This window comes from Arcobacter vandammei (genome assembly GCF_016106035.1).
Lineage (GTDB): Bacteria > Campylobacterota > Campylobacteria > Campylobacterales > Arcobacteraceae > Aliarcobacter > Aliarcobacter vandammei.
In genome coordinates this window covers 1-12,542 of the sequence record NZ_JADKPZ010000018.1, presented here as the reverse complement: position 1 = coordinate 12,542, position 12,542 = coordinate 1, and the positions used below count along the sequence as shown (strand labels likewise).

Sequence of the window (12,542 nt, the reverse complement as noted above, 5' to 3'; positions counted from 1 at the left end):
TTAAGTATATAATGCTGTAAAATAATGGAGCTTTTATGGTAGATTTTAGTGATTTTGAATTAATGGAATTTTTAAAAGATGATATTCCATATTTAGATTTAACAACATCTTTACAAAATATTGATGACAAAAAAGCACATTTTGAGATTTTTACAAGAGATGATATTGTTGTTTCTTGTGTATCATTGGCAAAAAGGTTAGTTTTGCTTAATGATTGTGAAGTTATTTTTTGTGCAAAAGATAAAGAAAAATTAAAAAAAGGTGAGATTTTAATATCTTTTAGTGGAGATTACAACAAAATTCACAAAATTTATAGAACTATAATGCTACTTTTAGAGTATGCTTCAAAAATAGCTACTTATTCAAATAAAATGGTTGAACTTGCACAAAAAATAAATCCAAATTGCCAAGTATTAACTACAAGAAAAACTTATCCTTTTGCAAAAAAATTCTGTATCAAAGCTATTTTAGATGGTGGTGCAAAAGTTCATAGATTAAATCTTAGTGAAACAATTTTGTTTTTCCCACATCATAGAAAGGTGTATAAAGATGATTTTGAGTTTTATTCAAAAATTGATGAGTTTAAAAATTTGATGCCTGAAAAGAAGATTATAGTTGAGTCAAACAACTATGAAGATGCAGTAAATCTTTTAAAATCAAATGCAGATGTGCTTCAACTTGATAAAGTACCTTTTGATGAGATTAAAAAAATTATTGAGTATAGAAATCAATATTTTAAAGATAGAAAGATTATTGCAAGTGGTGGAATAAATTTAAAAAATATTGAAGAGTACGCAAAAACAGGAGTAGATAGTGTTGTTACAAGCTCTATTTATATTCAAGGAATGGCTGATTTAGGAAGCAAATTGAGTATAATATAAAAATAATTTAAGGATTTACATTGACAAAAGAAAAAATAATAACTGAACTTTTTGAATTTTCAGCACCTACATATTATAAATGGAAAAAGCAAGATAAAAGGAAAATTCTTGATTTATTAGACTATGCTTTTAGTGATGATGATTTAATAGAATTTCTTAAAACAAATAAAATAACAAAAATTGAAGAGATAGGAAATAGTGAATATTTACTTGATTTATCAATTAAATTTTACAAATTTCTAAGACATATTACAAATTATAAAGTTGCAAAGATTGTATTGATTTTATTAGAAAATAGTTATTTTGAAAATGATGAAAGAATTGTAGTTGAGAAAATTGCTGAGAATATCTATAAAGAAGATGAGTTTTATACATCTATGAAATTGGCTATTTTAAATTTAATACAAAAACAAGAACCATTAGTTTTAGAATATATTTGTAAAAATAGGGCAAAAATAGAGAGTGAGTTTAATAAAAAAGGTTCAAAAAATCTTAAAAAAATAGACTTTTTGTCTTCAAATATAGCATAATATTTACAAAAGTAGCCAAATTTGGCTACTTTTTATGAAAAATTATTTAATAATTAAATCCGCAATAGCATTCATAGTTGCTTCATCCATCCCTTTTACTTGACCAACCATTAATGCTTTTTGAGCTCCACCATAAGTTCCAGCTTGATAACCTTTTAAAGAAGCTACAAAATCTTCTTTTGTCATATCTTTAATAATTTTAGATTTACCTAAAGCTACTCTTTCTCCATTTGCACCGTGACAAGTTGCACATTTTGCATAAGGATTTGCAAAGGCAAAACAGGCTGTAAGAATAGTTGTTGCTAAAACGATTTTTTTCATAATTTCTCCTTTTGAAATAAATTGAGTTATTCTAATATAAAGGAGAAAAAGAAGTATTGACTCTAGTCAATAATGTTATTTTTTTAGTATATTAATGCTATTTATTACTGTAATAGTAGAGTTCTCAAGCTCTTTTTTTTCATTTTCATTTAAACTTAATTCTATGAAATCTTCAATTCCATTTTTACCTAAAACACACGGTATTCCCAAAGGAAAACCACTATAATTGTACTCATTTAAAAGCATAGCAGAAACAGGAAAAACCTCTTTACTATCTTCTAAAATAGCTTTACACATTAAAAAGCAAGAGTTAGCAGGTGCAAAATATGCTGAACCAGTTTTTAAAAGCTCTACAATTCTTGCTCCACCATTTTTTGTATTTTCTAAAATATCTTCTATTTCATCTTTTGTTAAAATCTCATTTAAATTTTTATCATCAACTTTTGCAAAATTTACCAAAGGAAGCATTGTATTTGAATGGCTTCCTATTACTAATGCATCTATTTTTTTATATGGAATTTTGATTTTTTCTTCAATATAGTGTTTAAATCTTGCACTATCAAGAACTCCAGCCATTCCAAAAACTCTGTTTCTTGGTAGTTTTGATTTTGTTAAAGCTACATAAACCATTGCATCTAAAGGATTTGAAACTATTATATAAATAGCTTCTTTATTCTGCTCTAAAATATCATCAAAAATATCTTCAATAATTTTTGCATTTATTAAAAGTAAATCTTCTCTACTCATATTTGGTTTTCTTGCAATTCCTGCTGTGATTATTACTATATCACAATCTTTAAACTCACCTTTGTTTAAACAAGCTTTGATTGTCGTATTATTATTTGAAGCTTTTGCAGCTTGAGAAATATCTAAAGCCATAGCTTTTGTAAAATCTTCTTTTATATCTTTTAGTAAAATTTTATTACATAAACCACTAATTGCTAAATTAAAAGCTAAAGTTGAACCAACATTTCCAACTCCAACTATTCCTATAGTTTTATTATTCAAGTTATTGCCTTTTTTGTAAGTTGATGATTATATCAAGATTTTGTTTTGATTTTAAAAGTAAGGTAGAAGATTTTTGTTATTTTTTATTAAAAAAGAAGAGAAACTCTTCTTTTTTAAATTATGCAAGAATTTTATTTAATGTTGCTGATGGTCTCATAGCAGCAGATGTTTTTGCATCATCTGGTAAATAGTATCCACCCATATCAACAGGTTTTCCTTGACAATCAGTCAATTCTTTTAAAATTTGAGCTTCATTGTCATTCATAGCTTTTGCAATTGGAGTAAATTCAGCTTTAAGTTCAGCATCATCATTTTGTTTTGCTAACTCATTTGCCCAATACATTGCTAAATAGAAGTGGCTTCCTCTATTATCAATACTTCCAATTTTTCTAGCTGGAGATTTATCATTTAATAGGAAAGTTCCTGTTGCATCATCTAAAGTTTTTGCTAAAACAGCAGCTTTTTTATTGTTTTGAGTATTAGCTAAGTGATCAAATGAAGCAGCTAATGCCATAAATTCACCTAAACTATCCCATCTTAAGTAGTTCTCTTCTTGGAATTGTTGAACGTGTTTTGGAGCAGATCCTCCAGCACCAGTTTCAAATAGTCCTCCACCTTGCATTAATGGAACAATAGAAAGCATTTTTGCAGATGTTCCAAGCTCTAAAATTGGGAATAAGTCAGTGTTATAATCTCTAAATACATTTCCAGTAACTGAAATAGTATCAAGACCTTTTCTCATTCTATCTAAAGAGTATTGCATAGCTTCATCAGGAGATTTAATAGAAATTTCAAGACCTGTTAAATCGTGATCTTTTAAGTAAGTTTCTACTTTTTTAATCATTTGTGCATCATGACCTCTTTTTTCATCTAACCAGAACACAGCAGGAGTATTTGATAATCTAGCTCTTGTAACTGCTAGTTTTACCCAATCTTTAATTGGTTCATCTTTAGCTTGGCACATTCTAAAAATATCACCATTATCTGCATCAAAACTAAATACAGTCTCTCCAGCACTATTTGTTACAATAAATTGTCCATCTTCTTTTGCTTGGAAAGTTTTATCGTGGCTTCCATACTCTTCAGCTTTTTTAGCCATTAAACCAACATTTGGAACTGTTCCCATCGTTTTTGGATCTAAAGCTCCATGTTTTTTGCAATCTTCAATAATTACTTGATATGAAGTAGCATAACATCTATCAGGAATTACAGCTAAAGTATCTTCTTCTTTATCTTCGCTATTCCACATTTTTCCACCACCTCTAATCATAGCAGGCATAGAAGCATCAATAATAACATCAGAAGGAACATGTAAGTTTGTGATACCTTTTGCAGAGTTTACCATGGCAAGTCTTGGTTGTGCAGCATAAACAGCTTCAATATCAGCTAAAATCTCTTTTTTCTTAGCTTCATCAACAGAGTCTAGTTTTGAGTATAAATCTCCTAAACCATTGTTGAAGTTTACTCCTATTTTATCAAAAGTAGCCCCGTGTTTTGCAATTAAATCTTTGAAATATACTTTAACAGCAAATCCAAACATAATTGGATCAGAAACTTTCATCATTGTAGCTTTTAGGTGTAAAGAAAGTAAAACATCTCTTTTTTTAGCTTCATCAATAGCTTCTTGATAGAATTTTTGAAGAGCTTTTGCACTTAAATTTGTAGCATCAACAACTTCTTTAGCTTCAAGTTTTAAACTCTCTTTTAAAACAGTTTTTACTCCTGCTTTATTTATGAAAGCAATTTGGAAATTATCAGCTTTATCTAAAGTTGTAGAAACTTCATTACCATAAAAATCTCCACTATTCATATGAGCAACATCAGTTTTTGAAGTTTGTTTCCACTCTCCCATTCTATGAGGGTTGTTTTTTGCATAGTTTTTAACAGCACCAGGAGCTCTTCTATCTGAATTTCCTTCTCTTAATACTGGATTAACAGCAGATCCTAAAATTTTTGAATATCTAGCAATTGTATCATCACTTTCATCATAATTTGGAACTTTGTAACCTTTTGATTGTAGTTCAGCAATTGCTGCTTTTAATTGAGGAATAGAAGCAGAAATATTTGGTAACTTAATAATGTTTGCATTTGGGTCTTGAGTTAAATCTCCAAGTTCTGCTAAAGCATCACCAATTTTTTGATCAGCTGTTAAGTTTTCAGGGAAAGCTGCAATAATTCTTCCAGCTAGTGAAATATCTTTTTGTACCATTTCAATACCAGAGCTTTTTGTAAAAGCCTCAATGATTGGTAAAAAAGAGTATGTTGCTAAAGCTGGTGCTTCATCAACTTTTGTGTAAATAATTTGTGCCATGTTTTATCCTAAATTTTGAATTTTGATATGCGAAGATTTTATCTTTAATTAGATTTAAAAGGATTGAAATTGTGTAATTTAAGAGGTGTGAATATTTGATTGTTTCAAATATTCACACCTAATTTATACTATTAAATAGGTCTTTTATAGAAGGTGCTTTTTGTTTTGTAATATCAGTTTTCATAATATCTTGAGCTTGGGTATCAATTTTTGTCTCTTCCTCTTTTACTTTTGTATATGTTTTTTCAACTCCAACATTAGCAGTAATATTCTCTCTATGAGTTTCATAAGAGTTTGAAAATTTGTGAAGTCCTGTTTTATTATCTCTTACAAAATATAGATATTCACTTTTTACAGGGAATATTCCAGCTTTTATTGAATCGAGGCTAACAGCACAAATTGGGTCTTTTGGTAAACCTTTATATTTATAAGTATTATACGAACTACTATCATTTTTTATTCTTTCAGCCGTTATAACACTATTTGAATATTTTCCATAATTTAAAGTTCCATCCATTTGAAGTGCCATACCTTTTTTTAGTCTATTATGAATAACACTTGCAACTATTGGCATCTCATTTGTTGTTGCTGCCTCTTTTTGAATAATTGAAGCTAAAGTTATATAGTTGTACCACTTTTTTTTGTCGTAAGAACCAAAGATTTTAGTTGAGAACTCTTCATATTTTTTGTCTGTTTGTGAGAATAGATATAAAATAATATAATCTTCATTCATTCCAAATGGTAAAGAATAAGTATCAGCAAGAATATTTCCATCTAATTTATATGCAAATTCATTATAAACTTTAAATAATTTTTGCTCATTTAAATCAAACTCTCGTGCAAGTTTTTTTAAGAAAATATAGTATGTTTCACCTGGAATTAAAGTTATGTTTTTCATAGCGGCTTTGGAGTTTATTAATTTATGTATAAAATCCATTTTTGTAAGATGTGTTTCTCCTATATCAATCCATCCACTTTGTATATAACCAGTAGTTTTTATAACAATAGCATCTAAATTGTTCATCTCATAGCCACTTTTGTTTAAGTAATTTATGATATTATTAGTACTACCTTTTGGAATAAAAAGGACTTTTGATGATGTCATAGGTAGAGTCAAATAGTATAGAAGAACAATCGAACATATAAGGACAATTTCAATAATGCTAAAAGCTACAAAAGCTCTACTTCTTTTTCTATTTTTATCTACAATAATATTATTTTCAATTCTATTTTCAGGTATCAAAATAAACTCTTTTTCCTTTGCTAATCTTTTTGTGTCGCAATTCTATATAAAATTGGATAAAAAACTGATTGTAAGAGTTGAAAGTATAGAGTTCACAACAAAAAAGAGTGAAGTTAGTTCCTCTATTGATGATATAAAAAAGAATATTGACTTACTTCCAAAAGCTATAAGTTTTTTTCAAGAAATATATATAAAAAGTTTAAAAATAGATGGAAATGAGTTCTCAGTTTTTTTGGATAATGATGATTTATATTTAGATAATAAATATATAAATCTTGTTTCAAATTTAAATAAATCTTCAAAACAAGTTGAATTTAATATTCAATCCTTGTATTTAAAAGATTATGATGTTCTTTTAGAAGGTCTTATAAAACTTGATTATTTTAAAAATGAGATTAAGTATTATGGTGATATTCACTATAAAGGAGTTGTAGCTAGAACAAATATTGATATTTCAAAAGAGAAATTAAAATTTTTTACAATAAGTCAATATTTTGAAAACTTGAACTTTTTAAAGCCTTTGCTAGATTTACCACAAACTGCAAATGAGTGGATGTATGATAATGTAAGTGGAGATTTTAAGCTCGATTGGTTTTACGGAGAGTTTGATTTAGATAAAAATAAGATAATAGAAAAATCTCTTCAAGGTGAAGCACATATCAAAGATGCAAAAATTATGTTTCACAAAGATGTTGATAAAATAATTACACAAAATGTCAAAGTAAAATTTAAGAATAACACTTTACATTTTGATTTAATAGATGCAAATTTTAAAAATAAAGAACTTATAAACTCTTATGTAACTATACGAAATTTAACAGATGAGATAAATGGTGTTGTTGATGTAAATATTGAGACAAACTCAAAACTAGATAGTGATATTTTGGGGATTTTAAAAGCTTATGATATAACTTTACCTGTTTTACAAAAATCTGGTACAACAAAGGCTAAATTGCTTTTGAGTTTTCCTTATGATGAGAAAAAAGATTTAAACTCAAAAGGTGAATTTCTTGTTGAAAATAGTGAAATTATGATTGATAACTTCGCTTTTAGAAGTAAAAGTGCAAAAGTTTTACTAGAAAATGATTTTGTTTTTGTAAAAGATGCTAGTTTTTTACTTGATGATATGATAGATGCAAATGCTGATTTAAAAATAAATACAAATAATCTTAAAATAGATGGAAATGTGCATATAAATAAGCTTTTCATAGAAGATACTAAGAAAAATAATATTTTAGATATAAGAGATTTTAAAACACCTATAACTATGGATTTTCTAAAAACTTTTGATATTCATTTACTAAATTTACATACTAATATAAAATTTGAAGATAAGCTTTTTGTGGTTGTTGAAGATGTTTCTAAAGTTTATAACTACTCAAAACTTCTACAAGATTACTCTATAAAATCAGGGAATTTGGTTTTAAAAATTATGGATGACAAACATTATAATTTTGAAGCTTTAATTACTGGTTTTGATTTTCCACTTTACAAAAATAATAAAAAACTAGAAGAGCTTTATATTTTGGGAGAAATCAAAGATAATAATATATCTATTCATTCAAAAAATGAGGATATAAAAGTAGATATAAAAGATAAGATAGATATATTTTTAAAAGATTTAACAATTCTTGATACTTTTTCAAATAGTAAAAATTTAGATTTTAATGAGAAAATAGATGTAAATTTAGAAAATTGTGAATTTATACAAGAAGATGATACTTACAATCTAAAAAGTGCAAAAGTTTTTATAGCAAAAGATGAGATAAACTTTGAAGCTTCATTAAAAGATTTTGATTCTCCTTTGAAAAAAGATGATAATTTTGTAAAAGATTTCGATGTAAAAGGAGAGATAAAAAATAGTATTACAAAAATAGATGCTTTAAATGATGAGTTGAAAATTGAGCTAAAAGATGACTCTTTAAAACTTGATTTATCAAATCTTGATGTAGTTTTAGATTTTAAAACTTCAAATAAATTAAAATATCAAAAAATATTAATAAATGCTAATAATTCAAATATTATAGTAAATGAAGATTATAAAATCTTGGCTGAAAATTATATAATTAATTTAGATGATAAAGAGAAATTTATTTATTTAAAACATAAAGAAAGTGAGCTATCTTTTAAAGAGTACGAAGATGAAAAAATTGATATTTTTGCAGTAAATTTAAGCGAAGAGTTTTTAAACTCTTTAGTTGATAAACAAATAATAAATGGTGGAACTATAAATTTTTATGCAAAAGGGAGCTATCATTTATTAGACGGAAAGCTTTTGATTAAAGATAGTAGTCTTTCAAATCTATCAATTTTAAGTAACCTTTTAGCCTTTGTTGAAACAACTCCTGCAATTGCAGCACAGCTTATTACTCTACCTTTTAATCCACTTTTGGCACTTCCTACTGCTGGAATTGGGTTAAAAAATATTGGTGTATATACTTTAAAAGAAGGTAATATGGAGTTTTCTTATAATAAAGATGAAAATATTATAAAAATTGAGAATTTAAACACAATTGGAAATGGAATAGATTTTGAAGGCTTTGGAGTTATTGATTTAAATGATTTTACAATATATTCAAAAATAAACCTAATATTTCTAAAGGATTATACAAGTTTTGTAAGATATATCCCTTTGGTAAATTATATTTTATTGGGAGATAAAGAGAGGGTTGAAACTTTGATAGATGTTTATGGAAGTTTGGATAATCCAAAAATCTCAACAAATCTTGTAAAAGATAGTTTTTCTGCACCTGTTAATATTTTTAAAAGAGTTTTTACAGCACCTATTAATATTTTCAATAATATAAATCTTGAAAATAGATAAAAAATATAAACTCCTTTAATTTTAAGAGTTAAGTATCTATAATTGCACTTATGAATATTGAAAAGTTAAAAAAGAAAAAAGATGAGTGTAGATCTTGGAAAAATGTTCTTCCTTGGTTTGAAGAGCTGAAAAATACACAAAAGATAGAGAAATCAGAATTAAGCATTGATTATGGCGATTGGTTTAGTGTAGGGAAAAGAGATGATTTAACAAATGAAGAGTTTGAAATCATAGAGAAAACTGCAAAAGCTTTAATTCCTTGGAGAAAAGGTCCATTTAATCTTTTTGGGCTTGAAATTGATAGCGAATGGCAAAGTAATTTAAAATATAATCTAATACGACCACATTTTAATCTAAAAGACAAAATAGTAGCAGATATTGGTTGTAACAACGGTTATTATATGTTTAGAATGCTAGAAGATAAACCAAAAAGGCTTATTGGTTTTGATCCATCTCCTTTGACTTTACATCAATTTGAGTTTGTAAATCACTTTGTAAAATCACCTATTGTTTATGAAATGCTAGGAGTTGAGCATTTAGAGGCTTATAATCACAAGTTTGATTTTATCTTTATGTTAGGAGTTTTGTACCATAGAGCTGATCCTGTTGGAACTTTAAAGGCACTAAACAGAGGTTTAAACTCAAAAGGAGAGATAATAATTGATACATTTATGATAGATGGCGATGATGAGATTTGTTTAACACCAAACCAAAGATACTCAAAAATCCCAAATATATATTTTATTCCAACAATTCCTGCACTAAAAAATTGGTTAGTAAGAGCTGGATTTGAAAATATTGAAGTTCTTGCAACAGTTGTTACAACAAAAGATGAGCAAAGAGCTACAATTTGGAGTTTTGATGAAAGCTTAGAAGAGTTTTTAGATCCAAATGATAGCTCTAAAACAGTTGAAGGTTATCCAGCTCCAAAAAGAGTATATATAAAAGCACAAAAGATTTTATAAATAGAAATGCTTGATTAATTAGCCTTTTGCTATAATCCACCTTATGAAAAAATTGATAAAAAAACTAGACTTAAACGACTATATAGAAAACTTCTCTAAGCTTTTTGCTAGAGAAAAATCTATTATTTTAGAAGGTGATATAAATATTCACTACAAAATAATCCAAGAACTTTCAAAGTATGATATAAATTCACCAAAACAAGTTGAAAATCTTGATTCACAACTTATGCACTTGCAAAAACAAGGAGTTTTGAAAGTTTATGAAATATATGAATTTATAAAAATAATAAACTACTTTTTGTACCTTAAAAGATTTAATTTTGAGGGAAAACTTCTTGAACTTATAGAAAAAATTATTATTCCAAATGACATTTTAAATGTTTGTAATTTTTTTGATGAAAAAGCAAATTTAAAAAGCGGAATAAATGAAGATTTCGACAATATAAAAGAGGCTATAAATAAAAACAAAGAAGAGACAAAACAGAGCCTTTATAGACTTGTAAACTCTTCAAAATTAAAGCCTTATTTAGTTGATATGCAAGTTCATTATATAAATGAACAAGAGTGTTTATTGGTTCGTGGTGGATTTAATCACACCTTAAGTGGAAGTGTAATTGAGCGGTCAAATGCTGGATTTTTCTATGTTGTTCCTCACTCAATTAGTGAATTAAAACAAAAAAGAAATGATTTAGAAAACAAAAAAGAGGAAGTTTTATATAAAATTTGTAAAGATATTTCATATATTTTAGAAAAAAATCTTCTTTTTTTAAAGTTTATAAATAAAGAGTTTGACAAATTTGACCACTATATAGCTAGAATTTTCTTTGCAAAAATAGGTGATAAAAACTTTATCTTGCCATCAAAAGATAGTAAAAATATTTTGGTTGATTTTTGTCATCCAGCACTTGAAAAAGCAAAACCAATCACAGTTGATTTTAGCAAAAAAGTAATAATGCTAACAGGTGTAAATGCTGGAGGAAAAACTATGATGTTAAAGTCGATTTTATCGGCTATTTTCCTCTCAAAATATCTGCTTCCTTATAATGCAAATAAAAGCACAGTTGTAAGTAATTTTAAAGCTATAAATGCAGTTTTAGATGACCCACAAAGTGTAAAAAATGATATTTCAACATTTGCTGGAAGAATGCTAGAGTTCTCAAAACTTTTTGAAGTAAAAAATGCAATAGTTGGAGTCGATGAAATAGAACTAGGAACTGATTCAGATGAAGCTGCAAGTCTGTTTAAAGTAATAATTGAAGATTTAATTAAAAATGATATAAAAATAATAATCACAACTCACCACAAAAGATTGGCTGCTTTAATGGCTGCAAATCCTGATGTAGAGCTTATTGCTGCACTTTATGATGAAGAGAATCAGCGACCAACTTATGAGTTTTTACAAGGAACTATTGGAAAATCTTATGCTTTTGAAACAGCATTGAGATATAAAATTCCAATTGGAGTTGTAAAAAGAGCAAAAGAGGTTTATGGGGAAGATAAAGATAGATTAAATGAGTTGATTGAAAGAAGTAGTGCTTTAGAGCTTGAATATAAGCAAAAAATAGCAAAACTAAATAGTGAAATAGAAAACTATCAAAGACTTTCAAATAATCTAAAAGAGCAAAAAGAGGAGCTTGATGCTCACATAAATAAAGAGAAATCAAAACTTCATAAAGAGTATAAAGATGCCAGAGAAGAGGCTAAAAAAGCCATAAAAACAAAGCTAATTAGTGATTCTCATAGGCATTTAAATATCTCTCATAAACTTGTAAGTGAAATTGAAGTTGAAAAAGTTGAAGATGAAGTTTTAAATTTTGAAGTTGGAAATAGAGTAAAATATAACAATACAAAAGGTGAAATTATCTCAATAAAGGGTCAAAAAGCATTTATACAAACAGATGCTGGAATGAAAATGCAAGTTCTTTTAAGTGATTTAAAAAGAAGTGGAAATCCTCCACCAAAACCAAAAATAAAATCAAGTGTAAAAGTAGAAAAACCACAAAATGGAGATATAAAACTAGACTTACATGGTCTTAGAGCAGATGAAGCAATAGAAAATCTTGATAAGTTTTTAAGTGATGCCTTACTCGCTGGTTTTGAAGAAGTTTTGGTTTATCACGGAATTGGTACTGGAAAACTAGCCTTTGCAGTTAAAGAGTTTTTGAAAAAACACCCAAAAGTAAAAGGCTTTGAAGATGCACATCCTAGTAGTGGGGGATTTGGGGCTAAGGTTGTGAAGCTTTAGTAAATACAAATAAAAGATAAATACCATTTTTATAGTATTTATCTTGACAAATAGCAAATTTATACTTATAATACTGCAAATTAAGTATTTTATATCACATTCTAGGCTTAATGAAAAAAATGGGTTGCTGAAAACTTAAGCTAAGTTCGATACTATCGTTATTTAAAAAGGATTATTTACAATGAGTTGTAAAAAAGCACTAGAATTTGTCCAA

9 protein-coding genes are annotated in these 12,542 nt (G+C 27.2%); 5 read left to right on the top strand and 4 right to left on the bottom strand.

The features are described from left to right. Positions 1 to 35 precede the first annotated feature (35 nt). Both modD and IQC44_RS09690 read left to right on the top strand, forming a co-directional pair. On the top strand, positions 36 to 881 hold the full coding sequence (gene modD, locus IQC44_RS09695; RefSeq protein ID WP_198306166.1) for a ModD protein: 846 nt from the start codon (positions 36 to 38) through the stop codon (positions 879 to 881). A gap of 20 nt (positions 882 to 901) precedes the next feature. Beyond that, entirely contained in the window at positions 902 to 1,411 is a 510-nt protein-coding gene (locus IQC44_RS09690) for a hypothetical protein (protein WP_198306165.1), read from the top strand. 42 nt (positions 1,412 to 1,453) lie between these two features. Here IQC44_RS09690 and IQC44_RS09685 read toward each other — a convergent pair whose 3' ends face one another. From IQC44_RS09685 to mltG, 4 genes are all read right to left on the bottom strand, one after another. Then, positions 1,454 to 1,732 (bottom strand): c-type cytochrome, encoded by a 279-nt coding sequence (locus tag IQC44_RS09685; RefSeq protein ID WP_198306164.1) that lies wholly within the window; start codon positions 1,730 to 1,732, stop codon positions 1,454 to 1,456. A 75-nt stretch (positions 1,733 to 1,807) separates the two neighbouring features. Beyond that, the gene (locus IQC44_RS09680; protein ID WP_198306163.1) at positions 1,808 to 2,740 is read right to left on the bottom strand and encodes a malate dehydrogenase; all 933 of its coding nucleotides are present in this window, start codon (positions 2,738 to 2,740) and stop codon (positions 1,808 to 1,810) included. 118 nt (positions 2,741 to 2,858) lie between these two features. Further along, a complete protein-coding gene (locus tag IQC44_RS09675; RefSeq protein ID WP_198306162.1) occupies positions 2,859 to 5,051 on the bottom strand; it encodes an NADP-dependent isocitrate dehydrogenase in 2,193 nt (730 codons plus the stop codon). Between the two features lie 118 nt (positions 5,052 to 5,169). After that, positions 5,170 to 6,294 carry an endolytic transglycosylase MltG gene (gene mltG, locus IQC44_RS09670; protein ID WP_228286323.1) on the bottom strand — a complete coding sequence of 375 codons (1,125 nt, stop codon included), beginning with the start codon at positions 6,292 to 6,294 and terminating at the stop codon, positions 5,170 to 5,172. Positions 6,295 to 6,325: 31 nt separating this feature from the next. Here mltG and IQC44_RS09665 point away from each other — a divergent pair, with 31 nt between their 5' ends. Genes IQC44_RS09665 through IQC44_RS09655 form a run of 3 tightly spaced genes read left to right on the top strand, consistent with a single transcriptional unit; the run spans position 6,326 to position 12,328 of the window. Beyond that, the gene (locus IQC44_RS09665; RefSeq protein ID WP_198306161.1) at positions 6,326 to 9,118 is read left to right on the top strand and encodes a YhdP family protein; all 2,793 of its coding nucleotides are present in this window, start codon (positions 6,326 to 6,328) and stop codon (positions 9,116 to 9,118) included. A 50-nt stretch (positions 9,119 to 9,168) separates the two neighbouring features. Then, positions 9,169 to 10,083 carry a tRNA 5-methoxyuridine(34)/uridine 5-oxyacetic acid(34) synthase CmoB gene (gene cmoB / locus IQC44_RS09660; RefSeq protein ID WP_198306160.1) on the top strand — a complete coding sequence of 305 codons (915 nt, stop codon included), beginning with the start codon at positions 9,169 to 9,171 and terminating at the stop codon, positions 10,081 to 10,083. Between the two features lie 43 nt (positions 10,084 to 10,126). Beyond that, entirely contained in the window at positions 10,127 to 12,328 is a 2,202-nt protein-coding gene (locus tag IQC44_RS09655; protein ID WP_198306159.1) for an endonuclease MutS2, read from the top strand. Positions 12,329 to 12,542: the final 214 nt, after the last annotated feature.

Coding starts and splice junctions, on each gene's coding strand:
- cmoB (WP_198306160.1), top strand. CDS start 9,169: ATGAATATTGAAAAGTTAAAAAAGAAAAAAGATGAGTGTAGATCTTGG.
- modD (WP_198306166.1), top strand. CDS start 36: ATGGTAGATTTTAGTGATTTTGAATTAATGGAATTTTTAAAAGATGAT.
- IQC44_RS09685 (WP_198306164.1), bottom strand. CDS start 1,732: ATGAAAAAAATCGTTTTAGCAACAACTATTCTTACAGCCTGTTTTGCC.
- IQC44_RS09675 (WP_198306162.1), bottom strand. CDS start 5,051: ATGGCACAAATTATTTACACAAAAGTTGATGAAGCACCAGCTTTAGCA.
- IQC44_RS09655 (WP_198306159.1), top strand. CDS start 10,127: ATGAAAAAATTGATAAAAAAACTAGACTTAAACGACTATATAGAAAAC.